The organism is Paenibacillus sp. 10L310 (assembly GCF_056395745.1).
This window is the reverse complement of the sequence record NZ_JBFTKC010000004.1, coordinates 343183-369878: the sequence shown is the minus strand read 5'-3', so window position 1 is coordinate 369878 and position 26696 is coordinate 343183. Positions and strand designations below refer to the sequence as shown.

Genomic DNA, 26696 nt, shown 5'->3' with positions numbered 1-26696 from the left:
CGTTCAAATCTGCTATAATCTATCTTCAAAGCTAAATTCAAGGGGGAAACGATTTGATTCGCGTAGTTATACTTATGATTCCGATTCTGATGTTGCTGGTATCCGGTTGTCAGAATCATACATCTGCCATGAAGGAACCCGTTTCTGTTCAAAAGTCTGATCCCCAGGTCATCCATTACATATCACCCCAAGGAAACGACTCGAATAAAGGAACCATTCAATCTCCTTGGAAAACGTTGCAGCACGCAGCCGACCATGCTTCGCCAGGAAGCACGATCTATTTGCGTGAAGGTGTCTATCATCAGAAAGTCAAAATCACCCGGAGCGGTAATTCTTCCGCTAATCCAACCCTATTTTCAAGTTATCCTCAGGAGCAGGTTATCATTGATGGTAACGGTTTATCTGTCCGGGGCATTGAAGGGTTAATTGAAATTGAAAATGCCAGTTATATCACGATTCAAAATCTCGAAATTCGTAATTTCACAACCACACTTGGGGGCCAAGTTCCAACCGGGATTTATGTCCACGGAGCAGGTGAGCATATTCAGCTGTTAGGCAACACCATACACGCGATCGCTAGTTACGCAACTCCTGAAGGTCCCGATTTGCGGGGCAGGGATGCCCACGGTATTGCCATATATGGCACAGAGCACCCTCAAGCTTTACGCGATATCATCATCAAGGATAATGAATTGTATGATCTTACACTTGGTTCAAGCGAGTCACTCGCAGTCAACGGTAATGTTGATACCTTTGCCATCCAGGACAATATCATCCATGATTCCGACAATATTGGTATTGATCTGATCGGGTACGAGGGTACGTCCGAGGATGACACGTACGATCAGGCTCGGAACGGCATTGTACGAGGCAACGAAGTATACGATATTACGTCCAATAACAATCCCTCCTACGGTACAGACCTGCCCAATGATACCAACTCGGCTGGCGGCATCTATGTAGATGGCGGGAAAGATCATATCATCGACCAGAACCGGGTATATCGGAGCGATATCGGAATTGAGATTGCCTCAGAGCATGCCGGACGTTCAACCAGCAACATTACCGTGCGTGATAACCTGATTTATTCCAACAGATTGACGGGTATTGCCATGGGAGGTTATGACGAGGAACGAGGAGCTACCGAGGATAGCAAGATTATGTACAATACACTTGTGGGAAATGATACCCTGAATGCAGGCAATGGACAGTTATTCATGCAGTCACGGACAAAGAACAATACGTTCATGCATAACATTCTCGTATCGGGCAGTTCGGAAGTACTGATATACAACGAATATACTAGCAATACCGGCAATGTGTTTGACCATAATGTCTATTACTCACCAGGTGAGCAGGAAGATGCCCTGTGGGTTTGGAAAAATAAAGCCTACTCCGGCATCGCCGCCTACATCAAGGGATCTGGCAATGATGCACACTCCATATATGTGAACCCGGCATTTATGGATGAACCGAGCGAAGATTTTCGTCCTCAGGCGAACTCTCCGGCTAAGGCGTATGGTTACCTTGCTCCGCGATAAATTAACCCTGAGTCTGCCATCTCAACTTAGTCAACTTGCGTCACGCAAATAAAAGGAGCCTGTGCATGTGGGATCATCTCCCTCATCATGCACAGGCTCTTTTTTGCTTTCTTTTGATGCAATCCAATTCTTAACTTTTTACCACCTGAGCTGCATGTGTCACCCGGTTTCGTCCTCCGGTTTTGGAGGCATACAGGGCGTTGTCCGCTCTTTGGAACAAGGACTTTTCCGTATCTTCCTCTACTACAGTGGCCGCACCGATACTCACAGTAATGTTATATTCACCCCAGTCGGCTGAAGCAACCTGTGAACGATATCGTTCTGCAATACCAATCGCCTTCTCCTCTTCACAATCTGGAAGAATGACAACAAATTCCTCCCCACCGTAACGTGCAACCACATCCGTACTTCGCGATACCGATTGCAGCAGCCCTGCCAGATTGCCGAGCACCAGATCTCCGATCGGATGTCCGTACGTATCATTAATGCTTTTGAAATGATCAATGTCCACAACGAGAAGGGAGAAATAACGTTGTTTCTCCTGGAACATCATTAAACTTTCAAGCATTTTTTCCTGGAAAAACCTCCGGTTCTTCAATCCTGTCAACAAGTCGGTGGAGGCCAGTGTCTCCAACTGATCATTCACTTTGATTAACGCCTGCTCTTTAATTTTATATTCCTCATGCAGTCGTTCAAGCTCCTTGTTCGCTTCTTGCGTCGCTTGATACAACTCCTGTAGTTTGGTTTTGGTATGCAAAATATCCTTCTCATGTTCAATTCGCTTACGCATGACTACAACGACACAATCTACCACGCTTTCCCCGTTACGTGTCTGACGAACACCGTTAAGCAGAACAGGAACAGCCTGCTGATCACGGGTACGGAACGTGAAGTACATCTCGTCCACATGTCCATATAACTGGATGTAGGGATAGAAATACGTATGGAAAAACACCTTGTTGCTTACCGACATGGTGGATTCAATATGTTGCCCTATGAGCTCATCGCGTTCATATCCAAGCATCGTAAGCATAGTTTGATTAATCGACTGTACGACGCCCGAATCAGAGATAGAGAAGTATCCACAGGGAGCCAGATCTAATTGTATATCCATGGAATAACTGCCTTTCTTCCGCGTTTTATGCGCTCGTTAAATAATCCTTAATCATTCGGATGGTTTCTTCCGGTTGACTTAGATGCGGATAATGTCCCTTGGCCGTCATCTGTTGCAATCGGCTATTCTTCAGATGAGCGTGTAAATAATCCCCTACTTCTACCGGGGCAATACTGTCATCCGAGCACTGAAGAATTAATGTTGGCACAGTTGCCTGCTCCAGATCAATACGACAGTCCGATAAAAACGTCACTTCGGCAAATTGTCTCGCAATATGCGGATCTCTGGAGCAGAAGCTTTTCTCCAACTCTTCCGTCAGCTCTTTCCGTTCCGGATTGTTCATCACAATGGGTGCCAGATAACTCGCCCACCCAATAAAATTCATCTGCATCATCTCAAGTAATTCATCGATATCATTCCGATCGAAACCTCCATAATAATTCGGCAGATCATTCACGTAACGTGGGGAGGGCCCTAACATTATAATTTTTTTGAAATATTTGGGGTTCTGAATCGATGCCAGCATACCAATCATACTACTGACGGAATGCCCGACAAATATGGTGTCCTTTAGTTCGAGCGCTTCCATAACTTCCAGCACATCCTGGGCGTATCCTTGAAGGTTGCTATATTTGATAGCATCATAATAGTTAATTTGAGATTCGCCAGATCCAACATAATCAAACAACACCACTCGGTAGTTCTCCATAAAACCTGGAATAATGTAACGCCACATATCCTGATCACATCCAAAACCATGAGCAAATACAATCGTTTGGCTACCCGAGCCAAGTACCTTAACATTATTTCTTACAAGTATATCAACCGTCATTGCATATCACCTCTCCGAGGTAGTATTCACTTGAATCATTTTATCTGATTAGTATACCGGAAAATGTTGGGATATGAATTAAAAATAATTAATAACTTCTCTCATCCACCAAAAAATCATGAACCCCTGCTCTGAATACGCGCTTTACAATCTGACTATCGTCAGGTAAAATCAGTTCAACATGTCGCGCGACAGAGATCAATATTACGGAGGAAAACCATGAGTACTTCAACACATAGCTCTACACCTCAGCAACTCTGGGGAAGATCATTCCTATTTATCATGTTAGCCAACGCATTATTGTTTATGGCATTTGAAATGTTGCTTCCCACCTTGCCTTTGTTTGTCTCAAGTCTTGGTGGCGAAGCCTCCCAAATTGGGCTTGTTACCGGCGTATTTATGTTTTCTGCCATCTTGATTCGACCCTTCACATCTGTTTTGGCAGCTCGAATAGATAAAAAGTATCTGTTAATTATCGGCATCACTATCTGTGCATTAATGACAGGCGCATACTACCTATCGTCAGGTATTTGGATGATTCTTGTATTTCGAGTGATCCACGGATTCGGATTTGGTTTGGCAACGACATATTTTGCAACGATTGCCACTGAAAACATACCAAGAGATCGCCGGGGAGAAGGTATGGGGTATTTCGGCGTAGGGGAGACGGTCGCTATATCCATCGGTCCTTTGATTGGAACAAGCCTGTTGTTTAGGTACGACTACCAGAGCCTGTTTATGGGAGGTATGTGCATTTTGCTGTTAGCTCTCCTGATGACTGTGTTTGTATCCAGAAAGCCGAAAACAGAAGGTAGTAGCGAGTCTATGCAAACTCATGTCCCTTCGGTGAAACTGATTGAAAAGAAGGTACTCTTCCCTTCCCTTCTCATTATGCTCGTTGGCATTGCAGCGGGTTCAATCATGTCCTTTGTGGCTTTATTTGCCGCCGAAAGAGGGTTCGAGAATATAGCCTGGTTTTTCTTCATCGTTGCCATCGCCAGCTTCGCCGTTCGACTGTTTTCGGGGAAAATGTTTGATCGATGGGGACCAGGTTCCGTGTTGTTACCTTCTGCCGTGTTTGCAATCGCGGGGCTACTGGTTCTGATTATCGCCCAGAGTGATGTGCAATTCCTGATCGCCGGTGCGTTATACGGCTTTGGTTTTGGTGCCATATTCCCGGCGATTCAGACCTGGTGTGTGAATCTTGTAGAAGAACATGAGCACGAAAGTGCGATGGCTTCCTTCTTTAACTTCTTTGACCTCGGAATTGGCGGTGGTTCGTTGATCCTGGGCGTTGTGGCTTCTGCATTTTCCTATACGGTGGTGTATGCTATCTCTATAGGCATTTTTGTGGTATATATCTTGTTATATTTGGTATACTCCCAAAAACAGCAGAGGTATACAGTTCGCCAACTGGAGGTAGACATTGAGTAAAAAACGAATCAAAGAAATTGCCATTCAACATTTTAATCGTCTGGGTTACGAGGGGACCAAGATGGCGCAGATTGCCGAAGAGGCAGGCATTCGCAAGCAATCCCTGGCTTATCATTATTCATCCAAAAAAGCGTTATTGCTGGAGTTATATGAGGAAGTTGTGCAGGAGGAACAACAGTTTGTACGCCAATTTTTCAGTGAGTCTGTTACCCAAACTTTGGATGAGCAGCTATATGCCTTTTTGCATGAACACAAAAATCGCTTTCTGACTCATCCAAACGTCGCTTTTATGTATATCCTGTCCTTTATCACACCGCTGGAGGTGCATGATTTTGTGCTAGCCCAGTATCGAACGTACCTCGGGACATTGAAAGAAGAGCTGGCAGCCGTATTCACCAGACATTCCGATATAAGCCTGAGTCCGGAAGAAGCCACCGTAGCTTTTGTCACCGTGATGGATGGATTGGATATACAGCTCGTGTATGAGACACGGCAATCCTATGAACAAGCTTTGGCGATCACCTGGAAAGTCTTCTGGTCAGGCATCCAGCGTTAACGGATCAATTACGATCAGACTACAAAAATAAGAGGGGCGTCCCACCAGCCATGTTGATGACTTTTGGGACAGCCCCTCTATTTCTTTATTTTACGGTTAGGATCACACGTTGATAATGCTTCAACTGATGCTCTCCATCATCCTGTACTTCGGCAACGATATGAAGGGTATCACCCGATTTGGCATCGTCAGGAACGGTAAATGTCACCGCTTCGGTGTCACTGCCCTGTAATTTTATCGTATCCACCTGCTCATCCTTGGCAAGTTCACGATGCAATCCAAGCTGCAAGTCACCCGCCATTTCAGGCTGAACTTTGTTCGGTGTTACTTTGGAATCCTCATAAGTGTCCGCTTCGAAATATCTCCACCACGTATAGGTCAGTTGATCTCCATCCGGGTCTTTACCCTCCGCGTGAAGAGTAACTTCCTCCCCAGGACTAACACTAAGATCCACCCCTTCCTTAATCGTTAAAGACGGATTATGGTTGGCACCTTCGTAAGTGTCTGCAACGGCCCAGTCTGCACGTGCTGCAAAATCATCCTGCACATCGTCAAACCATCTCATCAGAGAGTATTCGGCTTCATAGCGTTTGGTGTACGGATCGTAATCAAGCACATTGTTTCTAAATAACTTGTCGTTCACAACGCCAAAGCGTCCACCCCAACCGCCGTAGGAAGGGTCTTCCATACTGCGCAGCCCATTATCGATCAGATAAAAGAAGGAAGGAGAGTCACCTTCAGATATAAAATCGTACTTGTCATATTGCGGATTGTTCTTGAGATATTCAGCACTTCCCCGTTGTTCTTCGGCCAGTTCGCCTTCGATCATTTTGCCGTCACCCATCGATGCATACATATCCATCAGCTTGCCATGTCCGTTCAGGATATTCTTGACCATCCAGTCGCCATGAAGCTTACTGTTCACTTCTTCGGCATGCATCTTCCATGCATAGGCAAAATGCCAGAAGTTCGATTGGTCGTTGAGAATGCGGATATCCGGCCAATTCTTCGCAATGTATTCGTTGTAGCTGTCATCCTGATCGAGGATGATGTACAGGACCAGTTTGTCACTGACTTTTTTGCGAATCGTATCCCACTCGGCCGTATCTTTGTACTGTTCCTCAATCGATTTCAGCGCTCGGGCTGTGGTATTGGTACCACCCCATGTCTGAACAATCAGGTCTCGGGAATCATCATCAAGGAAAAGAGTTTCGAGGAATTCGGAACCTTCGGTTTCCTTCTCCATCTCCCCTTTATCGGAAATATTACCGATCTTGGTCATCGCTCGAAGCTGTTCCGGCTCCGGGTACCCATCCGCATGTTTGGACAAATTTGGGTAAATCTCGCCATAGGCATCGATCATGTCGTACACCCACTGTGTGCCTGTCCAGCGGAACGGCTTGATCCCTGCTTCCTCGTCTCCAGCATAATGATACACCGAGCTGGTCAGTACAATTCCGGCAAGGTCCATTTCATTCGAATATAAGAGGAAACGAATGACGGAGTTCATATCATCCACTTCACCGTCAGTTGTAATCACTGTTCTGCCTTTGGCAGCTTGGTTGTTTGCAGGTTCCTGGGTTTCATTCTCTGTCTGCTCTGTCGCCTGATTCGGTGTGTCACTCGCGGTTTGTGGCGCTTTGGATGCGCATCCACTAATCACCAGGATGATACTGAGACAACCTGTGGCAAAACCATTTAACCATTTTCTCTTGTTCATAATGCTCCCCTTTCTTCTGTACAGCGTGATGTTAGTTGGGTTGGAAATAAGTACGTTCTTCTGTTTTTCTATCCTTAATATGGACCGTAGAATGCAAAAAAACCCGAACAACATTATGAATGGAACAAAGTCCACGCATAGTGATGTTCAGGTTTTGCCTGCCCGAAGCAGTAACAATCCTTATTTGAGTGAAAGTATATCATGTCCACTCATTAATGTAAACGTATTCAAATGTTTTTTTGAATTTATCTTTGATATAGTATAATGCTTATAGCCAAGAATCAAACGAATCGGCCTGTTATTATATCAATGTTATTAGGAGGACTCAGACATCATGCAACAACTGGATGCGGCCTTGAGCCGTTTGGTGGAACAGCAGGATTTATATAATGAAGCTTATGGACTTTTCAAAAATCATGATCTGCGTCCACGCGAACAACATCACCAGCCGGAAGTGGATACACGAATAGCTCTTTCTCCAGAACTTCAGTATCTGTACAGTCATTATGAAATGATGGATGCGGATGCGGAAGGTACACTCAAAATGAAAAATGCCGCCGTCGAAATCGGTGATGCAGCGCTGATCTCCTTTGTCGCACCTGAACATCTGCTTCGTCAGCAACTGGGATTCCGCTGGATTGGCATGAATGAACCTTATGAGGAGTCCTCCACCTGGCCAAAAAATCACGTTGTCATCGCAAACTTTAACGATGATCCGTTAATTGTAGATGTAGAAGCACCAAACTCTCCCGTATATGCCGCTTTTACAGGTGGAGAACCAAACCGTGTTGCTGATTCGTTGTCAGACTTTTTCAGTGCACTAGCCATCCTGATTGAAGCGGCGCGCACCTATTCCGGAGAAGTAAAAGATGAAGAAACCTATGAAACCAAGCCCGAGTATCTGGAGCAAGTGGAACCTTTATTGCAAGATCTGTTGGGAGAAGAGTATACCGCTCATCTGTTCGAGTATCTGTCCTTTTGTTAAAACGGTGAATTGAAGGAATTGGAGGGGCGCCCATATGATCTATGTGGCTTTGCTACGAGGCATTAATGTAGGCGGAAACAATAAAATCAATATGAAGCAACTGAAAGAAACGTTTGAACAAGTAGGCATGCTGGATGTTGTTACCTACATCAACTCTGGCAATATTATTTTTGCCGATCATCAGGAACGTGCCAATGCGAATGTGGAGATATCCCATGTGTTAGAACAGGCCATCGCCGCCGATTTTGGCTTACAGATCAGGGTAATGGTGCGGAATATGGATGAAATCCATAGCGTTATTCAGGCGCTGCCAGAAGAATGGGTTAATGATGACACAGCCAAAAGTGATGTGATGTTCCTATGGGATGAGATCAATGATCCCTCCGTGCTGAACCAACTGCCCATCAAACCGGAAATCGGCACACTGATCTATGTTCCCGGAGCGATTTTATACTCAGTCAGCAGAGAAGATGCATCCAAAAGTGGCATGAACAAGCTTGTGGGATCCAAAGTATATGCCTATATGACGGTTAGAAATGTGAATACCACACGTAAGATCTATGCCCTGATGCAAGCAGCAGCAGAGAAATAATACAGACAGGTGGAGATGATGCCACGCAGCTTGTGGCAATTGGAGGTAGTCTAATGAACAGAGCATGGACATTAAACGTCAGCGTCCGATCCGTAGAGCGGGAACCATTCTGGTATGCACCCCAGACTCCCTGGCAGATACAGGGACAAGGTTTTCGAGTGAAATTCTATACCAATAGGGCAATCGACTTGCTTGCTCAAGATCAACTGCTTGTTACCGTTGGTGAGGAAGGTACCGCGAACTGGGCTGCTTTTATCGGAACAGTCGTGGAATGCGAACCAGACTCTCTCCTGCTCTATACAAGTCCTCAGTACGAGGCACAGTTAATGGATATTCGGAGGTTGGAACGTGAATTTTCTCCTTTGGCTTCCATTCTCGGAGCGCAACATGTAATCGAAACTCTGGGCTATTTCCCTCCCTTCCATTATGACGAAATTACGGATGTGCAGCTGGAAACAGTCCAAAATATACAATCCCTCTCTCTTGTGCTAACGCATAATGCTGATCAGGAATGGGAACAGCAGGTGCACTTCCATTTTGAACATATTCAGCAAGAGATGTTCTCCCCTGTGGAGGCATCTAACGTTTGTTTACAGCTAAGTTTCACTAATGCAGCCGATCAGATTCGTGTTAACTTGGATGCCGTATCCGGCTTCTCCGCTACATTCCTATGCAGCACAATTCATATTCAATTCCATTAACCCGGTTATGTAAAAAATCCCTTCATGGGACAACATGACAAAACATCTTTACAGATGTTCTTCCATGCCTATTACCATAAAGGGATAGCTCAACTTCTTCAGCTACACATTTTGCATCTGGTTTAGTCAATCTGAATGCGTCTGCGAGATTGATCATCACCAGGACGTTTTGGAATCTCGAGCTTCAGCACACCTTCTTCCAATTTGGCCTTAATATGCTCCTCATCAATATGATCAACATAGAATCGCCGGATAAATTCGCCGGAACGGCGCTCCTGCCGTATGATTCGATTGGAGTCATCCTTCTGCTCCACTATATCATTGCGTTTGGCACGAATAATCAATTCATTACCTTGAACCTGAATGTCTATGTCCTCTTTGGCAATGCCCGGAAGCTCGGCTTCTACCGAATATTTGTCTTCTTCCTCACGAATGTCAGTCCGGAATGGCTGGGAGCCAGTTCCAAAAGGGGAGAGGAATGAGTTCTCAACCATGTCATTGAAGGATTTCAACATGTGTCCGAACGGGTCTTCATTTCGTTTACGAAACGGAATCAGATCAAACATGAAAATCATCTCCTTTTGTGTGGTTGGTTTATTGGTGTTGCTTACATTGATTATTATAATACCCTTGCAAATAAGGCTCAAAGTCTGTAAAAGACCAAAAAAACCGATTTTCTTTCATCATGGTTCACTATTTTAAAATAGATCCTTTTTTCTTTTATTTTGACCTTGTTTGATCTTCTGACTTTGTCTGACTATAACGAATGAATGGGGGTCCGCTACAGTATTGGATTGATTCTTCCTCATTCCTAGCATCATGATTGCCAGCAAGACAACCAGAACAGCTACGAGCATAAATGGAACATGTTTGTCCACCTGATAAAGTGTCGTTGTAAGTAAAGGCGTAATGACGGCGGATATCCCCTGAATCGCTGCTACCAATCCCGCTGCACCTCCCTGCTGTTCTTTGCTAACTGCCAGCGAAGCACCTGCCATGAACCCCGGCATCATCAGACCTGACCCCATGCCAAACAGGAAAAACGAGAAATAATACATGGATAACACATTAAAGACCAAAAACAGGATCATACTTGCGATCAGGAAAAGGGACCCGAGCAAAATCATTGGGCGTGGCTGCCATTTCAACCATTTCATCTGAATGACCTGCATGATCAACATCGCTGCTCCAGAGAACATGAGTCCAAACGAAACCATTTGGGCCGTCGCCGCTGAGGATAGAGCCAGTTGATCCTGAAAATAAAATCCCCCTACAACCTGTAGTGTCATGATACCCATCATCGTGACCAAGCCGGCAGCAAGGTACATTCGTAAACCGTGTTGGAACGGGTTGACTTTAGGCGGTTTTGCCTGAATAACCGGTTTCGCTGACGGGATTAACAGCAAGGCAATAATAAACGCAGCTATCGCTATAAAAATGCCAAAATAAAGCGGCCAAAGCAGACCGATAAGGGTAAAAGCTCCTGCAATCGCAGGTCCAAATACAAGGCCAAGTCCATTCGCAGCACTGATAATCGCCATTCCACTTCCCCGCTCTTCCCCTTCTGTCACATCACCCATATAGGCTTGGGCAGAAGACAGCACTGCCGGAATGAACATGCCGATCAGACTGCGCGTCACAATCAGAAGGGTTAACAGGAGCCCCCCTCCGATCCATGCATTTAATCCCCCGTACAATGCCAGTGCAAATAATGCACAGCTCACGGACATACCTATGAATCCAATCAATATAATTGGTTTTCTTCCTCTTATATCACTCCATCTGCCCCATACCGGAGCCATGACAGCCATCATAATGGACCCAAGCGAGATAATAAGACCGGAATGGCTTTCTTTCATGCCCAACTCGCGAATAAGTGGTGGCATAATGGGTGCAATCAGCATCAGACCCAACATGGCTGCAAATACGCTTAAAAAAATACTTCCTCTGATTCTATTCATGTTTGTACACTCCTCTATATTTCAGTACAGTACCCACTGTACCTGGAGTATACAAGGCTGAGAGAATTCCCACTGCCTCTATACGGAACAATTCACGGCAAACCGGATTATTAATAAATTTTTTTCATCTCGGAGGGCTTCACGCCGAATTTGCGATAAAATTGCTGCGAAAAGGCACTGACATTGCTGTAACCGACCGCAATCGCGGCCTCGGTGACGTTGTTATCCTGATTGCGCAACAACTTCATGGCGTTGTCGAGACGAACCTGACGCAAATATTCGAACACCGTGCTTCCGAAAAGTGCCTTGAATCCTTTTTTTAATTTAAAATCGTTAAGTCCTACTTGTCTGGACAATGCTAGCAAAGATGGAGGATCTACCATACAGGCCTCCATAATCTCCCGTGCCGTATGTAACTTCCGGATGTCCTCTCTGGAGAATCCCGCGGGGGTTGGCGCCAGATCAAACAATTGGATCATAAATCGATTCAAGATTTCCAACGCTGTCGCTTCCATCATTAAGGATGATCGATAACTGTTGTTTAATTCCACAATCAGACTGTCAATCATCGTTCGTATCCGGTTATCCAGTTGAAAGACAATCGGCTTAAACACCTTTCGCCCTAACACCTGATTAAACGCAATCGGCTTAAAACTGCCCAGTTGCGCCGCAGCATAATTGAACAGAGAAACTGGAATCCCCAGCGAAAAAGACGTATACAGCTCCCTTGTCGGAGGATGGAACCACGCTTCGAAATCATGCATAAAAATAAGGGCCCCTTGCCCTATCGATAATGAATAATCCTGACCGGATATATCCACATGTCGCTCTCCTGACAAGGCAAATTGCAACTCCACGATGGGTGTCTCCGACGCAAAATACGTAGGATAAGGCTGATGATATTCAACCTGGGAATATAAAATCTCAATGCCACTGTATGTTGTCACTCTTTTGACCTTACCGCTACCCGCCTTGGGAGAGAGCAGATACGTGTGTTCATCTTGCTGACTGTAAGGTTCCTGGGTCAGGTAATGCTGATATACTACGCCTAATGCATCATCCGTGCGCATGGGTATTCACCTCGCCTATATCTTGATCAGACTTGTCAGTAAAGAAAGTCTGAATTAATTGATAATGATTCTCAATTATAATTCTAGCGTATTTTCTCCCGTTCGACCAGTCCTATATATATGAAGGTTCACGTCTGCTTTTTTCTTCATGCGGCAACATAATTTTATACACTAACTTACATATCCAATTCGGAAAAATATCTCTTATCTAACCTTTTACACAAATCGCAGACTTCTCTTACCTTACCTTAACATTAGCTCCCTATACTAAAACAATTGTATAACTCATTACACACGAAACGATAAAGGGGATCTGGAACATTGAAAAAGAGAAATCAATGGCTCGCCGTTCTGTCGATGACTGCCATTCTTACCGCAGGAGCAACCAGCTACACATCCATGATTCATGCCGCTGACACAATTAAATCTGCCAACGATCATATCGTACTGCGTACAGCCATCCAAAATATGCAGGGTACGGTCACATGGAACGGAAGCAGTCGCAGTGTTGATATCCAGATCGCAGATACTAAAGTACAACTTCCAATAGGAACGTCTTCAGCCACCATCAACGGTGTGAAAACTCCTTTGGACAGTAAAAGCTACATTACCAAAGGTACAACGTATGTATCTTCCCAAACGCTAAAATTAATTACGGATCAACTGATCCTGAAACAAAATAAAACCGGTTTTGAACAGACCGCATCGTTTCAGATGCCTGGTGGCAAAGCAGAAATATCAGCCTCCACGCCAGATGGACAGCGCCTGCTCGTAACCGAAGCGGACAATGGTAGCATTTCCGTACTGGACATTGCTGACCTGAAAAACATCAACGTATTGAAGACGGTTAGCTTCCATGACCTTTCCGCCAAAGCTGAAGTCACGAGCGTAACCGTATCCAAAGATGGCAAATATGGTCTTGCAGTTATTCGCACAGGTGATACGGACAGTGAAGCAAACAAAGGATTGCTTGCCATTGTGGATCTGACAACCTACAAAACCGTCAAAACGTATGAACTGGGTATTGGTCCTGACTCGATTGCACTGTCACCTGACGGTCTGCATGCGGTGATCGCGATAGAGGATGAGGAGCTGAATACAGCTGCGGATGAAATTGACTATGCCAACACCAAACGTCCGGGTAGCATTATGGTAGTATCTTTTGCTGGCGGGAACGTATTGGAGGGTGAGATCACCAACTTACCGGTCTCTCTGGACAATGTAAAAGGTGCCATCTATCCTAATGATCCACAACCAGAGTATGTTGCTATTAGTCCAGATAGTAAAACAGCAGCCATCACGCTACAGGAAAACAATGTCGTTGCCATTGTAGATCTGGAGACAAAAAAAATCAGCTCAATCTTCGCTCTGGGTACCACTTCACATCAAGCGGATCTGAAGGATGACGGTATCGTTCAGTTTAAAGAGACGTTGAGCGCTCGTTATGAACCGGATGGGATTGCTTTCTCGGCAGATGGTAAATACCTGCTGACAGCCAATGAAGGGGACTTAGGCAAGAATGAATTTGAGGATGGTGTAAAAGCAGGCGGACGTAATATTGCTGTCTGGAATCTGCAAGGCCAGCGGATGTACGATAGTCAGAACCTCATTGACCAGGCAACCGCTATGGTTGGCTTGTATCCGGATGATCGCAGTCCCAACAAAGGCAGCGAAGTCGAGAACCTGACCGTTGCTACTGTAGATGGCACTACGTATGCAGCCGTAGCTTCTGAACGGGCAGATGCCATTTTGTTCTTTGATCTTGCTGATCCAGTCAATCCGGACTACCTGGGTCTGATTCCTACAGCCGGAGAATCACCAGAGGGAATTCATCGTGTTAACGGACGCAACCTGTTTGTGAGTGCAGATGAAAGCACGGGAACACTTAGTTTTTTTGCCAAGAAATAGTTCGAGTGCCCTCGGTATGTAAAGGCTGAACTGAGCGGTGTCACGTTGTATTGAGTAGGTGGGGGCGAAAAGCCCCTATCCTCTCATACTATTGTACGCGCTATTCCACGTACCCACATATAATGCTGCAAAGGTTATCGACGCTTCATATTTTCCAATTCCCTCCTGTTCCGCTCTACTTCCTCTTGTAACACTCGTACTTCCATCCTTAATGCGGATACTTCCTCTTTGACGCCAGACCTCTTCATCCCAAGATAGAAAACCAGATATAATACAAGACCAATCATAATAAAGAAAATTAATAGCGTTATAATACCTGCAATACCAAAATTACTAACTCCATCCATAATGTACGTTTTCCCCTTTCCCATATCCTATTAATTTATATTTACAACAATACCATATTTAAGTATAACGAACAGTACAAAAAGCCAAGAGAGCATGCTCCCTTGGCTTACATTATATCTATATATACCTTCCTATCCGGTGATCCTTATTCCCAGAAGAAACGGCCTGCGAACACTTTTTCCGTCAACAGTTTATACGTTTCTTCAGGCAATTCTTTTTTCATCTTTGCCATAACGGCGTCTTTGCCTTGATTATATTGTGTGGACATGCCAATTTCTGCCGTTGTATTGCTTGCATCCAGACGCATGATTGGGGCTTGAGCATCTTTCGTCCAAGGTGTCCATGCCGCTAGATCAGGTGATCCACCCGTACCTGGATTGCCTGTGTACAGGAACTGCTTCAGATAAGCTGCCATCGCGGCGGACAACTGATCACGTCCTGGTTTGTTTGTATCGCTAAAGTACCCATCAGGGAAATAAGCAGCAATTCCGTCTGCGTGTCCTGTATAGAAGTCCATATCCGCACCATGTGGTGCGCCCAGTAACGTGAGCAAACGCTCAGAGATGACTCCAGGTTGTGTGCCCCATGCAAAACGATACGCATATACTGGTGGTTGACCTGCTTCACTCGTCAATTGCTCCGCTACACGCTCTGCATTAAAGCCTGCATAAGCTTCGCTACCATATTTCAACGCAGCAGCATATTGTTCCGCCTTGGTTTTATCAGTAAACAGAGTCTCATCCGTAATCGACGGAGAGAAGTTTGGATCACCGAAGGCAAAACCGGAGAACTCCGTTTCCAAGCTGCCGAGCAATACAGGTACTTTTTTATAATTGCCATTATTGATGGCGTCAAATCCTTCTTTTGGAATCACTGTGCCATCACGGAACAGATGCGGGAATGGGTCCATACGGATTGCGGTTGCACCAAACGCTGTGACCAGCTTGTCCGCAGGCAGTTCACGCAAATAGCTCTCCAGCTGTGCCTGAGATTGCTTGCCAATCCATGCTTTTGCTTCTTCTGCATTAGCCGCTTTCCCCTCTTGCACGAGTAGCTTCACAAGTACATCCTCGGATTTTTGCTCGCCTTCTTCCGGTGATGCTGTCGTCAATCCTCCACTGAAAGCAACTGCTTTTTGATACAGTCCTTTGCTAAGTGGCGAGATCAGAGTTGCCAGAACATCACGTGCACCAGCAGATTGTCCGGCTAATGTAACATTGCCTGTATCTCCGCCAAATCCTTCGATATTATCCTGCACCCACTCCAATGCACGGAATGCGTCAAGCAGACCATAGTTACCTGAGTCATCCAGGGCATTCCCTGTTTTCAGCGCTGCATTCTCGAAGAATCCAAGGGCTCCCAAACGGTAATTCACTGAGATGATAATGCTGTTGGTGCTCCGTGCAAGCTGTTCACCTTGAAAATCTTTACCTGATCCGGTCATATTCCCGCCGCCGTGCAGGAACACCATAACCGGAAGTTTCGAACTGGTTGTGTCGGGACGCCAGATATTAAGATACAACGAATCTTCACTTCCCGCTGTAGTCTTGCCGGAGATCTGCAAGCTGTTCGCTGCAAATTCCTTAGCCGATCTCGTTCCTGTCCATGATTCCGGTTCTTGCGGGGCTTTCCAGCGCAGTTCCCCTACCGGAGGTGCCGCGTAAGGAACACCAAGCCAACCGAGCGTGCCATATTGCTCATAGGTTTTGCCATCAATTGTGCCATACTTGGTCTGTTGCACCGTTTGAGGTTTGAACGCTCCAGCTTCTTTATGTTTCAACCAACTCTGCTCCAAGGTTCCACTGCCATTCTTGAGCTGTATCTGCAAAGCCTGTGCGGTTGCCTCTACCATCAGGCGGTTGGTAAGTTGACTCGCTCCCTTCCCTTGAAGCGCCATGATTCCTTTCCCAGCCGCATAGGTGGAAGCAGATCCCTGCTCATAATCCGTACCTGCTTCATATCCAAGCACCTTCAGCAGCATTTCGGCATAACCTTCCGCTGTAAGGGGTGCATTAGGTTCAAACTTCTCCGTTCCTGTTACTATCTCAGACACATACGGATGCTGCTTCAAGTAACCAACGACCGGTTGTAATACTTTGCCTGCCTGAGCCGCATCGTCATACGTTTCCGATCCCTGATAAGCGAGTGCTTCTTTCTCCAATCCGGACAAACGCAAGTAAAGTACTGCGGCCTGAATACGTGTTGCCTTTTTGTTTAGATAAGCTGCATTAACACCTTGACCGCTACCGCGAATAAGCTCGGATTGGATCAGCTTGTCCATCGCTGCTGAAGAAGAAGGTCCTGTATTGCCTGCTGCATAAGCTGGTAGAGCGGATACACATAACCCCAGAATTGTTGCTACAGCAATCGAACGTTTAATGGTTTTCATGTCATAAATCTCCTCGCTGTCGAATAGTGTGTGATGGGATAAGTTCATTGGAATGTCCATTTGAGTTGCGTATCTAAGAATCAGTATTCCAATGTCTGGATGAGTCTATATCTCTATTTATGAAAAAATTAAATCTGCTGCGCTCCTTTCTGCTCGAAATATCTGCTACGGCGCTTGCGGTCATGCCATCAGGCATTTTTTTATATAAAAAAACCTGAACCGAAGGCAAACAGACATCGCTTTAGCGTGGTCTACTGCCCTCAATTCAGGTTTTGCCTGCAATCAGTAACAACCCTGAGGAATGAGGTTCATTCCATATGAAAATGTAAACGCAATCAATCGTTTGATGAACAAACAACCAACGAATGAACTGACACAGGTATTGCCCTAAACACGGTTACAATCCTGTTGTTATGGTGATGTTAGCACATAATGTAAGCGTTCGCAATATCTTTTTTTTATCGTCAATATATATCTCTGAATGGGTAACATTAAAAACAAGCTCTGCAAGTTCCATATCATATCGAATCGGAACCTACATTGATTCGGGTATCTGCCTAGCCAAAAGCCCATAAATATTGAGCATGGCGGTCGCTGCGCCCAGCGGTTGTAAGCTTTAATCATACAGAACCGCCGACATAACAAAACAGGCCATAGGCGCATCCACCTATGAACCTGCTCTGATATAACGTGATTTGCGTCAAATTTGTAGAATGAAATGTTTTTTATTCCTGTAGCTTGCTCACTTGCTCAATCAGGCTATCCAGCCCCTTGTCGACCAGATAAGGTCCATAATTCCAATAGTTGCGAGAAACATTAATGATCCGATGATTTTTGATCGCAGGAATACTCTGATACACCGGCTCATTGAATAGCTCCATCATCTGCTCCATCTCTTCATCGTCCATCTGAGTGAAGAAGTAGTCTGCAGGTTTATCCGCCAACTTCTCCAATGAGAGCACGGTTCCACCATCTGCATAGGCTTTGTACTGTTCAGGCATAACAAAACCGAAATCCTGGTATATCAACTTGCCCAATGTGCCGCCTTCTCCCCCAAGTAATACCTCCTTATTGTAGATAACGAAGGACATGGCCGTTGTTCCCGGTTCAATATTGATGTTCAGTTCATCCCGGATCCCATTCAATTTACTTTCGAAAGTAGCAATCCATCGCTCTGCTTCCTCTTTTTTATCCATAATCTCACCCATCGTTCTCAGGGTGTTGATGACATCTGGGTCACCGCCCCAGGCTACCGTAATCGTAGGCGCAATTTTCTCATAGGTGCCGATCACTTCCGTGCTTGTATAATCAGGTACGATGATCAGATCTGGCTCTAGATCCGAGACCACTTCTACGTTCCCCGTTCCTGATCCGATATCCGGTACATTAGCCATCTCTTCCGGGTACAGATCCAGTGTTTCCTTGTTGGCACCCGCCGGCTTCATTCCGAGTGGCAGCAAATACCCCCCATATGTGATCACAACCGGTTTGGCAGATTGGGCTGGAATCTCAACCGTTCTCCCCGATGCGTCGGTATACATTTTGGTTACAGGCAGTGAAGCATCTTCATTTGCTGTTGACTGTGGATCAGCTCCTCCCCCGCAAGCTGCTAATAGCAGGGATAAACTAAATAATAAACTGACCGCCAAAGTAGGCTTAAAACGAACATTCAAGTCATTCACGCTCCAAGTGTTGTGTTGATAATGATTATCGTTATTATCAATATAGCGTTGTGTGAGTTCTCCAGCAATGAACGATTCCGACTTCTTATTAGTACGATTTGAACCTTTAAACAGATGACTGTGCATTTTATATTGAGCGGGAGCTTCTCCCATCATTCGTTTGAAAATTCGGCTAAAGTAGTACAAATCTTTATATCCGACGCTCTCAGCCACATCACGAATCGGAGTATCTGTCTCTGTTAGCAATACTTTAGCTCGGTTCAACCGGGTTTGGATGACGTAATCCATCGGACTGCATCCGAACTTGCGCTTGAATACCCGTGCCAGATAATGACTGCTGTAATGAAATTGGGACGCCATCTCCTCCATGGATACGGGATATGCGTAGTGTTCTTGAATGTATGCTGCAATCTGCTCGGCCAATTCCGGAGGTTCAACTACCTGATCACTCGCCTGCTTCCATTGACGAAACTGTTCGTATACAAACTGATACAACAGTCCTGTAACCTGCAACCTGTCCAATTCTTCGCCGCTTGCCCAGCATTCATGCATTCTCTCCATTATGGGAATTAGCGACAGCGGATATGTTGCTGCAAAATGATACTGTTGCGGGGAAATTCCACACTCCTGTTGTACGTTTTCCGCTCTTGACGGGTCGGTACCAGTGGAGCTTGGCCGGGGTTTATATAGAATCAGATAATATTCCAAGGGGAGATCCAGACAATGGATATGTATAGTTGTGCCTTTGCCACCATGCAGAACCTGCGTCTGGTTGGACCTGAGCTTTTCTTTGCCCAAATGAACAATGGCTTCTCCTCTGACCATCAGCAAAAAAGCATGGGCTGGCAAAACATACGGCTTAATTGCCTGTCCCGGCTTCAAGACCAGATGACGAATGTCCATGAGCTTCACCTGATTTTTATTCCACCACTGAATGGCTTCTGACCATTCTTTCATTACAAACCACCTCAAAGCCGATCATTAGACGAGGGGCATTCCCTAGCCCGATTTTCTCCTTAACATACAAGAGTGGTCCTCATTTTGTCCAGTTCACCTGAATTCCAGCACCCTTCACTAATCGTAAATTTTACATATAGTTAACCCATTTCATACGTTAGTTTAGCAATTGTTGTATACACTTGGTTTGAGATACCAAACTATACATATATTCTAGGAGGATGCATTCATGTTAAACCGGTTTAATGTCCGTGCAGCCAAAATGATGCTCGCGGTGACAACAATTATTACGGCTACACTCGGAGGTAGCAGTGCAGCGTGGGCTGTGGAAGACACCACCTCAACGACATCTGCATCACCGATTAAAAATGTGATTATTCTGATTCCTGACGGTATGGCTAACGATGCTACCGCTCTGGCTCGCTGGTATAAGGGCTCGTCCCTGACACTGGACTCCATGGCAAGCGGCATGGTTCGGACACACTCCGCCGATGCGCCGATTGCGGACTCGGCCCCTGCCGGAACTGCTTTTGCTACAGGTTATAAATCTCATACCGGATTTGTCGGTGTACTGCCGGACAAGGCTACCATGCCTGGGCAAAAGGCTATTGCGCCTGGAGACGAAAGAAAACCGATCGCTTCTGTACTGGAAGCTTCCAAACTGGCGGGTAAAGCAACTGGCATTATCGCTACATCCGAGATTATGCACGCCACACCAGCGGACTTCTCCTCTCACTATCCGGACCGTAAAAACTATGATGCACTCAGCAAACAGCAAGTCTACAATGGCATGGATGTTGTATTGGGTGGAGGTAGCAAATATCTTGAGCCAGCCGGACGTAAAGACGGCGAGAATCTGATTTCGTCCATCAAGGCACTGGGTTACGATTACGTCACTACACCAGCTGCAATGAAAGCATCCGATTCGAACAAGCTGTGGGGTATGTTTGCACCCGCAGGCATGGCTTATAATATGGACCGTGATCCTGCGAAGCAGCCAAGCCTTGCCGAGATGACATCCAAAGCCATTGAAGTTTTGTCCAAAGACACAGACGGCTTTTTCCTGATGGTCGAAGGCAGTAAAGTGGACTGGGCAGCTCATGCCAATGATCCGATTGGTATTATCAGTGACGTACTGGCTTTTGACGATGCCGTAAAAGTAGCCATGGATTTTGCTAAAGCGGATGGAGAGACTGCCGTTGTGGCTGTTACGGACCATGGTAATGGTGGACTCACCATTGGTAACAACGCAACTTCCGGCACTTATGACAAAGAGCCGTTGTCCACATTTATCGGACCTTTGAAAAAGGCCAAACTGACAGGCGAGGGCGTTGAAGCGAAGCTGAATGCCAAGCGTACAAACATCAAAGCAGTGATGAAACAATACTATGGCATTACCGACCTGACTTCCGAGGAGATTGCCACCATTAAAGCGGCCGAGCCGGGCAGTCTTAACTATGCAATCGGTCCAATGATTAGCAAACGTGCAGGGATCGGCTGGACAACCGGTGGTCATACAGGTGGAGATGTTGTGCTGTACACGTATGCTCCGAACAATGACCGTCCATTCGGTGTAATCGACAACACGGATGTAGCAAAGTATATGGCACGTGTACTGGATCTGGATCTCGACAGCGTGAGCAAACAATTGTTTGTACCTGCCAAACAAGCATTTACGGCCAAAGGCGCGACGTACAAACTGGACCTGACGGACGCCAAAAATCCGAAGATTCTCGTTACAAAAGGTAACACCAAACTGGAACTGCAAATCTACAAAAATATTGCACTGGTGAACGGCAAAAAGACAACTTTGGAGGGTGTCATTGTTTATAACGGCGTAGAGGCATTTGTACCACAAACGGCCGTTGATCTGATTCAATAATTCGTTAGAACTACTGGGACTACAGGAGATTACACCATTTGGCTGCCGAATATTTCGGCAGCTATTTTACTGTTTATTATTAAGGAGTAGGTTCCTGCTAGCGCCTATCGTATAATGAACGTAACAAAAATACATATGATGCAAGAAAAAGGAGAGATTCACCATGTTGATCAAATTAAACTGGATTACGCTGAGGGTCAGTAATTTGGAAGCTTCACTCGGGTTCTACCACGATATGCTTGGACTTCCCATTCAGCGCAGATTCGAAAGCCGAGGACGGCAGATTGCCATGCTGGGCATGGAGAATGAAGCCAAACTGGAACTGATTGAGGGCAGTGAATCGATTCTTAAACCTGAGGCCGGCGTGTCGATCGGTTATGAGGTGAACTCGCTGGATGAAGCCATGGAACGATTGGCAGAGCTGAATATTCCGATTGTGCGTGGCCCCATCCAGCCCAATCCGCATCTGCGGTTTATTTACATTACAGATCCAGATGGCTTCGAGGTACAACTCGCAGAGCATGTCTAATTAGGCGAGAGCACATAATTGTGCGTATCACGATGATCAGTTGTGTGTGCAAGTGTGCAGTCAAATCAGATGCAAGCTCACACCTACATCGGGCAGCGCAAGCACGTTTTTTGTCTGTTTACAGCTTCATGCGGCGCATCAGCGGCACACCTACGCAATTCAACAACCGATCAAGCAGCAGCCAGCACCAGCGTCTGCCCCATGGAAGGTGGCGCTCATACACAGCCGAATATTCAAAATCCGCCACAGCACCGCGATTGCGCTTGAACTGCGCAGCCCCGGCGCTCTCATGTAACAGATGGCCGTTCTCGCGAGCCTGTCCGATCAGACAAGCTGATAACATGCGGTATAGTCCGACGGATTGGGGCACCGCTGTATCGTAACCGAACAGCGGCGTTGTCATAACTCCATTGCGGCAGAAATAACCCATGACCGCGTCCAGGCGCCCTTCCTTCCGCAATCCATAGAGCCTGAGTGTCCCTGATGCCATCGCAGCAGCAATGAACCGCTCAGTGAATTGCGGATTGTGATAGGAGTACTTTTCAAGGTATAACAGCTTGTACAACTCCGCGATTCGCGGAATATCTGCATCCGTCATATCTGATTCGGAAACGAATTCGTATCCATGCTTGCCCAATAATTCGTAATCCCGCTTCAACAGCCAGCGTGACTTCGAGTTTCCAAAATTCGGATCATGCGCTTGGTACAGGTAGATTTGTCGGCTCGGAATTAGTCGACACCCCACTTCCGTTAGCCTCGCCGTCAGATCGGGATGAAGTCCCTGACACAAGGAGCGAAATACAATGACATGTTCAGGGTATCGCTCTTGTACCGCTGCAAGCAAACATTCTGCTTGTTCACCGGACATGGCGGGATACAGATTGGTGGACAACAACCAGTTGTTCACATGCACAACTTTGTTGATCTGCGATTGCTTCATTCCCCAACCTATTAGACTGAGCAGCACAGAAAGACCTTTTTCCAACACGGGCTTCTGCAACATGGTCAATTCCTGCTTGGCGTAACTCACATAATGCGTATATGGCGAACAAACGTAAGCATTATCATACTCTGTATCATTCACCGTCAGCGGAATAACGAGATCATCAATCCGGGTGAGCAACAATGTCGTTTCCACATTGGACATAAAGCTTTGGGTTCCGTCCAGCATCATAGGTTCCAGATAGACTCTGGCATATCTGCCATCCTCCGTATCGGGCCAGTCCATGTCTTTGAACGATTGCTGATCATAAAAACGTACGCGTGCAGCCCTATTATCATTCTTAACCTCATATGTACTGTCATCACAGTCCAATCTATCTTTCATTCCTTTATCCTTCAACCTTCTACTCCCCCATGAGGTTACATCTTCTTTTAACTACCATTTACAGTTTCAGTTCTACGCTCTTCATACTCTACACATCACTGTATAGGAAAAAAATGTCGGCATCAAGCTGTATTCCAGATGAAAAAAGCCCGTCTAGTACGCTAAATACGTACCGACAGGCCCTCAACTATTAATATTAAAGTTTATTCTCAACGGAAGAAACCTGATGATCCGAGACTAACTCATTCAGGTCTACAATCAGTTGCTCCAATTCTCCAAAGCTCTCTACCATCTTCTGTGTCAGGTTACGTTGTTCTTCCATGCTCGCCAGAATCTCTTCTGTCGCTGCACTGGATTGCTCCGTTACACTCGAAATCTCGGAAACCTCATTCACAACTCTGGTGGAAGATTCCTTCATGGTCGCCGAACTAGTCTCGATATCTGTCGCTTGATTCAACACATGCTGAGAGTTGCTGTTGATCGTACGGAATACTTCCTCTGCCGTATGGACGCTATCTCTTCCTTGTTGTAACGATAGACGAATACGTTCGAATCGATCTGTCAGTGCCTGCGTTTGTCCTTTTAATCGAGACAGGATGGTTCCGATATCACTTGCGGACTGACCCGAGTTCTCTGCCAACTTGCGAACTTCCTCTGATACAACGGCAAACCCGCGTCCATGCTCACCCGCACGAGCGGCTTCAATGGCTGCATTAAGCGCGAGCAGGTTGGTCTGACTCGCAATATCCGCTATGCTGTTCAGCATAAGCGTCATGGATTCACTTTCCTCGTTGAACTTTCGCATGTCATTTGCAGTTGTATCGATTATCTCATATAGATCTTGCATCTGGATGTTCAGCTGGTCCATCTGTGTGCTTCCTGTTTGCGTGCTCGTTGCCATACTTGCGGACAAGTCTTTCATCTGCTGGGAATACGAAGCAACGTCCTTGATATGCTGATCCGACACAGATAAGGATTCCGAGATCTCGGCCACACTGGTCGCCTGGAACTCAACACCTTTTGCAACCTCACTGAACCCAAGCGTCACCTCATTGGTGATAGAGCCAGTCGCATTTACCTTTTGCTTCAATTGATCCGTATAACGTGATAAACCTTCGACCGATTCCTTCACACGCTCCAGCATGGTTTCCACTCTTTGTTTAGAATGCTCCACCTCATTCTGGCGTACTTCACTTTCATGGAAGAGCCTTTGATTCAGCTGTGAGACCAGCATCAGAATAGCTCCGGTGAGAGCGAATAGTCCCACATTAACGATATTACCTATTAGCTCAACAGAGTCAACGGTATTCATAACAAATAATTGAAGAACACTGTTGACTAGTAATACCGAAAATCCAACCACAAAAAATTTCTTGTTAGGAAATAACAGTAGAACTGCGGTTATGACCAAACTTAACGCAAAATTGACCGTTCCCCAACCGACGTAGACTCCACATATTGTAAGTAATACAGTAATCAGCCATGGAATGAGATGAATATGTTTCTTTTTCGCATTAGCGTATGTAATCCAAACTACAAAGATCAGAGCTACTCCATTGGACACAAGTAACTTCGGCATCGTAAAGGCCAGCCCCATACCAATGGCAATAATAATCCACAAAATGATACCGATTAATTTGTTCCTTTTCCAAATAATTTCGTCCATACGATCCATGCATACCCCGTCCTTTTATGTAGGTTAAATGTAAGTTGTAGGGCCTTTCTGTACTACATCTAGTAGTCTTTGGTCCTGCTTATGTGCAAATCGCAAATACGCAGCGCCTTAGCATAGTACATATTAACTTCATAAGTATGAAACCAGCGCTACTTTATGTATATCGGTATTCAACATTTAAAATGAATATGAATTATAAAATGATATGTAGACATATCATTTTATAAACAAAAAGCCTGTCTTATACGTTTTGGCGTATAGGACAGACTTTTTGGCATAATGCGAATATACGGGACAAGCTCTTACTTTCCGAATACAAGTGTCGTATTGGAGGAGCCTGCATACTTGGTGACGAACTCACGCGCGTAGCTGGCACTTTCTACCTGATAACTGTAATTGGAGCTTGGTCTCCAGTTCGTTTTAGGAGAAGTCGGACTATTAAGCGCTGGTGTACTTCCCGTATCCGTAAACTCACCTTTTCCTTTGTCATCCAAGATGCCACCCTTTTCAGCGCCAGCACCAAAGTAGTTGTTTTCAGAATAAATCCGTGCTTTTTCACCAATTGTGATGGCCTGATTAAAGTTGTTTGCATAATTGTTTTTGAGATGGAAGTAACCATATCTTAAAAGCCCAGGACCACGTACATATAAGTTTTCGAAGTAATTGTTGGACATCGTCACATGAGGTACTCCATTGTAACTGCTGTTACCATCATTCGGATGACCGAGGATGACGCCATACTTATGGTTCGCAAATTTGGAATTGCTAATCGTAATATAGTCGGCGCGATCGCCAATATACAGAAGTTTGTCCAGATCACTACCGCCAGAGCTGTAGCTGTGACCAGCAAACGTCACATGATCAATCCAGTAATTGGAGCCTGAAGTGATATACATCTGGATATCATCATTGGCATTAATATTGGAAGCGTGTTCAAAAGTCAGATTCTGAAAAATCACATTGCTTGAACTGCTTGTGGATCTGAAATGAATATTCGTTAATGTATGTTTGCCAAAGGAACCTACAAGTGTCTTGTTCGCTCCAAATTCAACCTTTTGCAGCGTGGAGGAAGAAATATTCTGTTCGACGACGACAATCTTGGCTGTAGAGCCCGCCATATGTGTTCTCAAGTCATTGAGATTACTAACGTAAACCACCTGACCGTTCTTGCCACCTGTCGTAGCTGACTTGGATACACCATTTTCATTCTTGGCACTGCCTGCAAAACCAGTCAACCCGTTCGTACCTGTGTTTGGATAACTGGCCGCACCATATGTAGACGGGGCTGTGGAGACAGTTAACAACAATAGAGTTACAGCGAGTAAAAGCATCGAAAATTTCTTCAAAATTTCACCATCCTTTATAATATTATCCTCAAAGACAACTCGATTATATCGTGTAACTTTGGCTGTGACAATACAAAAATTGCAAAAAGACAACAATTATCATTTTTATGCAACAGCAGATCAGATATAGTGAAAAAACATAAAACC

General features: G+C 45.4%; 21 protein-coding genes. 9 read left to right on the top strand and 12 right to left on the bottom strand.

Going from position 1 to position 26696, the window contains the following annotated elements:
• Positions 1–53 precede the first annotated feature (53 nt).
• A complete protein-coding gene (locus AC1DE7_RS13730; RefSeq protein ID WP_477534585.1) occupies positions 54–1541 on the top strand; it encodes a right-handed parallel beta-helix repeat-containing protein in 1488 nt (495 codons plus the stop codon).
• Positions 1542–1671: 130 nt separating this feature from the next.
• Here the strand turns inward: AC1DE7_RS13730 and AC1DE7_RS13725 are convergent, their stop codons facing one another.
• Positions 1672–2655 (bottom strand): sensor domain-containing diguanylate cyclase, encoded by a 984-nt coding sequence (locus AC1DE7_RS13725; RefSeq protein ID WP_477534584.1) that lies wholly within the window; start codon positions 2653–2655, stop codon positions 1672–1674.
• Positions 2656–2680: 25 nt separating this feature from the next.
• A complete protein-coding gene (locus AC1DE7_RS13720) occupies positions 2681–3487 on the bottom strand; it encodes an alpha/beta fold hydrolase (protein WP_036617433.1) in 807 nt (268 codons plus the stop codon).
• A gap of 219 nt (positions 3488–3706) precedes the next feature.
• Here AC1DE7_RS13720 and AC1DE7_RS13715 point away from each other — a divergent pair, with 219 nt between their 5' ends.
• Together AC1DE7_RS13715 and AC1DE7_RS13710 are read left to right on the top strand one after the other, a co-directional pair.
• Positions 3707–4921 carry an MFS transporter gene (locus AC1DE7_RS13715; protein WP_477534583.1) on the top strand — a complete coding sequence of 405 codons (1215 nt, stop codon included), beginning with the start codon at positions 3707–3709 and terminating at the stop codon, positions 4919–4921.
• Complete coding sequence (locus AC1DE7_RS13710) at positions 4914–5477, top strand: TetR/AcrR family transcriptional regulator (RefSeq protein ID WP_477534582.1); 564 nt, start codon at positions 4914–4916, stop codon at positions 5475–5477. The genes AC1DE7_RS13715 and AC1DE7_RS13710 overlap by 8 nt, the downstream gene beginning before the upstream one ends.
• An 85-nt stretch (positions 5478–5562) precedes the next feature.
• Here AC1DE7_RS13710 and AC1DE7_RS13705 read toward each other — a convergent pair whose 3' ends face one another.
• Complete coding sequence (locus tag AC1DE7_RS13705) at positions 5563–7197, bottom strand: DUF1593 domain-containing protein (RefSeq protein ID WP_477534581.1); 1635 nt, start codon at positions 7195–7197, stop codon at positions 5563–5565.
• Positions 7198–7531: 334 nt separating this feature from the next.
• Here AC1DE7_RS13705 and AC1DE7_RS13700 point away from each other — a divergent pair, with 334 nt between their 5' ends.
• The 3 genes from AC1DE7_RS13700 to AC1DE7_RS13690 are packed head-to-tail and all read left to right on the top strand — an operon-like array spanning position 7532 to position 9475.
• Positions 7532–8182, top strand: a complete 651-nt coding sequence (locus tag AC1DE7_RS13700; RefSeq protein WP_477534580.1) for a hypothetical protein — start codon at positions 7532–7534, stop codon at positions 8180–8182.
• A gap of 34 nt (positions 8183–8216) precedes the next feature.
• Positions 8217–8774: a DUF1697 domain-containing protein gene (locus tag AC1DE7_RS13695; RefSeq protein WP_477534579.1), complete on the top strand. Its 558-nt coding sequence runs from the start codon at positions 8217–8219 to the stop codon at positions 8772–8774.
• Positions 8775–8827: 53 nt separating this feature from the next.
• A complete protein-coding gene (locus AC1DE7_RS13690) occupies positions 8828–9475 on the top strand; it encodes an Imm50 family immunity protein (RefSeq protein WP_430208231.1) in 648 nt (215 codons plus the stop codon).
• Positions 9476–9597: 122 nt separating this feature from the next.
• Here AC1DE7_RS13690 and AC1DE7_RS13685 read toward each other — a convergent pair whose 3' ends face one another.
• The 3 genes from AC1DE7_RS13685 to AC1DE7_RS13675 all read right to left on the bottom strand — a co-directional run bounded on the left by AC1DE7_RS13685 (position 9598) and on the right by AC1DE7_RS13675 (position 12506).
• Positions 9598–10041 (bottom strand): Hsp20/alpha crystallin family protein, encoded by a 444-nt coding sequence (locus AC1DE7_RS13685; RefSeq protein ID WP_036617413.1) that lies wholly within the window; start codon positions 10039–10041, stop codon positions 9598–9600.
• Positions 10042–10173: 132 nt separating this feature from the next.
• The gene (locus AC1DE7_RS13680) at positions 10174–11436 is read right to left on the bottom strand and encodes an MFS transporter (protein ID WP_477534578.1); all 1263 of its coding nucleotides are present in this window, start codon (positions 11434–11436) and stop codon (positions 10174–10176) included.
• Positions 11437–11546: 110 nt separating this feature from the next.
• Complete coding sequence (locus tag AC1DE7_RS13675; RefSeq protein WP_477534577.1) at positions 11547–12506, bottom strand: helix-turn-helix transcriptional regulator; 960 nt, start codon at positions 12504–12506, stop codon at positions 11547–11549.
• A gap of 321 nt (positions 12507–12827) precedes the next feature.
• Here AC1DE7_RS13675 and AC1DE7_RS13670 point away from each other — a divergent pair, with 321 nt between their 5' ends.
• A complete protein-coding gene (locus AC1DE7_RS13670) occupies positions 12828–14414 on the top strand; it encodes a choice-of-anchor I domain-containing protein (protein ID WP_477534576.1) in 1587 nt (528 codons plus the stop codon).
• A gap of 134 nt (positions 14415–14548) precedes the next feature.
• Here AC1DE7_RS13670 and AC1DE7_RS13665 read toward each other — a convergent pair whose 3' ends face one another.
• The 3 genes from AC1DE7_RS13665 to AC1DE7_RS13655 form a co-directional block, all read right to left on the bottom strand.
• Positions 14549–14761, bottom strand: coding sequence for a hypothetical protein (locus AC1DE7_RS13665; protein WP_036617403.1), 213 nt, complete (start codon positions 14759–14761; stop codon positions 14549–14551).
• Between the two features lie 146 nt (positions 14762–14907).
• Complete coding sequence (locus AC1DE7_RS13660; protein WP_477534575.1) at positions 14908–17151, bottom strand: carboxylesterase/lipase family protein; 2244 nt, start codon at positions 17149–17151, stop codon at positions 14908–14910.
• Between the two features lie 725 nt (positions 17152–17876).
• On the bottom strand, positions 17877–19790 hold the full coding sequence (locus tag AC1DE7_RS13655; RefSeq protein ID WP_477534574.1) for a helix-turn-helix domain-containing protein: 1914 nt from the start codon (positions 19788–19790) through the stop codon (positions 17877–17879).
• 229 nt (positions 19791–20019) lie between these two features.
• Here AC1DE7_RS13655 and AC1DE7_RS13650 point away from each other — a divergent pair, with 229 nt between their 5' ends.
• Both AC1DE7_RS13650 and AC1DE7_RS13645 read left to right on the top strand, forming a co-directional pair.
• Positions 20020–21672, top strand: coding sequence for an alkaline phosphatase (locus AC1DE7_RS13650; protein ID WP_477534573.1), 1653 nt, complete (start codon positions 20020–20022; stop codon positions 21670–21672).
• 163 nt (positions 21673–21835) lie between these two features.
• The gene (locus tag AC1DE7_RS13645) at positions 21836–22201 is read left to right on the top strand and encodes a VOC family protein (RefSeq protein WP_076328197.1); all 366 of its coding nucleotides are present in this window, start codon (positions 21836–21838) and stop codon (positions 22199–22201) included.
• 118 nt (positions 22202–22319) lie between these two features.
• Here AC1DE7_RS13645 and AC1DE7_RS13640 read toward each other — a convergent pair whose 3' ends face one another.
• The 3 genes from AC1DE7_RS13640 to AC1DE7_RS13630 all read right to left on the bottom strand — a co-directional run bounded on the left by AC1DE7_RS13640 (position 22320) and on the right by AC1DE7_RS13630 (position 26549).
• Positions 22320–23528: a GNAT family N-acetyltransferase gene (locus AC1DE7_RS13640; protein WP_477534572.1), complete on the bottom strand. Its 1209-nt coding sequence runs from the start codon at positions 23526–23528 to the stop codon at positions 22320–22322.
• A 196-nt stretch (positions 23529–23724) separates the two neighbouring features.
• On the bottom strand, positions 23725–25203 hold the full coding sequence (locus AC1DE7_RS13635) for a methyl-accepting chemotaxis protein (protein ID WP_477534571.1): 1479 nt from the start codon (positions 25201–25203) through the stop codon (positions 23725–23727).
• 302 nt (positions 25204–25505) lie between these two features.
• A complete protein-coding gene (locus tag AC1DE7_RS13630) occupies positions 25506–26549 on the bottom strand; it encodes a pectate lyase family protein (protein ID WP_036617386.1) in 1044 nt (347 codons plus the stop codon).
• Between the last annotated feature and the right edge of the window lie 147 nt (positions 26550–26696).

Excerpts from the sequence above, each read along its gene's own strand:
- AC1DE7_RS13725 (WP_477534584.1), bottom strand. The coding sequence starts at position 2,655 with ATGGATATACAATTAGATCTGGCTCCCTGTGGATACTTCTCTATCTCT.
- AC1DE7_RS13720 (WP_036617433.1), bottom strand. The coding sequence starts at position 3,487 with ATGACGGTTGATATACTTGTAAGAAATAATGTTAAGGTACTTGGCTCG.
- AC1DE7_RS13715 (WP_477534583.1), top strand. The coding sequence starts at position 3,707 with ATGAGTACTTCAACACATAGCTCTACACCTCAGCAACTCTGGGGAAGA.
- AC1DE7_RS13705 (WP_477534581.1), bottom strand. The coding sequence starts at position 7,197 with ATGAACAAGAGAAAATGGTTAAATGGTTTTGCCACAGGTTGTCTCAGT.
- AC1DE7_RS13700 (WP_477534580.1), top strand. The coding sequence starts at position 7,532 with ATGCAACAACTGGATGCGGCCTTGAGCCGTTTGGTGGAACAGCAGGAT.
- AC1DE7_RS13695 (WP_477534579.1), top strand. The coding sequence starts at position 8,217 with ATGATCTATGTGGCTTTGCTACGAGGCATTAATGTAGGCGGAAACAAT.
- AC1DE7_RS13690 (WP_430208231.1), top strand. The coding sequence starts at position 8,828 with ATGAACAGAGCATGGACATTAAACGTCAGCGTCCGATCCGTAGAGCGG.
- AC1DE7_RS13685 (WP_036617413.1), bottom strand. The coding sequence starts at position 10,041 with ATGTTTGATCTGATTCCGTTTCGTAAACGAAATGAAGACCCGTTCGGA.
- AC1DE7_RS13680 (WP_477534578.1), bottom strand. The coding sequence starts at position 11,436 with ATGAATAGAATCAGAGGAAGTATTTTTTTAAGCGTATTTGCAGCCATG.
- AC1DE7_RS13675 (WP_477534577.1), bottom strand. The coding sequence starts at position 12,506 with ATGCGCACGGATGATGCATTAGGCGTAGTATATCAGCATTACCTGACC.
- AC1DE7_RS13665 (WP_036617403.1), bottom strand. The coding sequence starts at position 14,761 with ATGGATGGAGTTAGTAATTTTGGTATTGCAGGTATTATAACGCTATTA.
- AC1DE7_RS13660 (WP_477534575.1), bottom strand. The coding sequence starts at position 17,151 with ATGAAAACCATTAAACGTTCGATTGCTGTAGCAACAATTCTGGGGTTA.
- AC1DE7_RS13655 (WP_477534574.1), bottom strand. The coding sequence starts at position 19,790 with ATGAAAGAATGGTCAGAAGCCATTCAGTGGTGGAATAAAAATCAGGTG.
- AC1DE7_RS13650 (WP_477534573.1), top strand. The coding sequence starts at position 20,020 with ATGTTAAACCGGTTTAATGTCCGTGCAGCCAAAATGATGCTCGCGGTG.
- AC1DE7_RS13645 (WP_076328197.1), top strand. The coding sequence starts at position 21,836 with ATGTTGATCAAATTAAACTGGATTACGCTGAGGGTCAGTAATTTGGAA.
- AC1DE7_RS13640 (WP_477534572.1), bottom strand. The coding sequence starts at position 23,528 with ATGAAAGATAGATTGGACTGTGATGACAGTACATATGAGGTTAAGAAT.
- AC1DE7_RS13635 (WP_477534571.1), bottom strand. The coding sequence starts at position 25,203 with ATGGATCGTATGGACGAAATTATTTGGAAAAGGAACAAATTAATCGGT.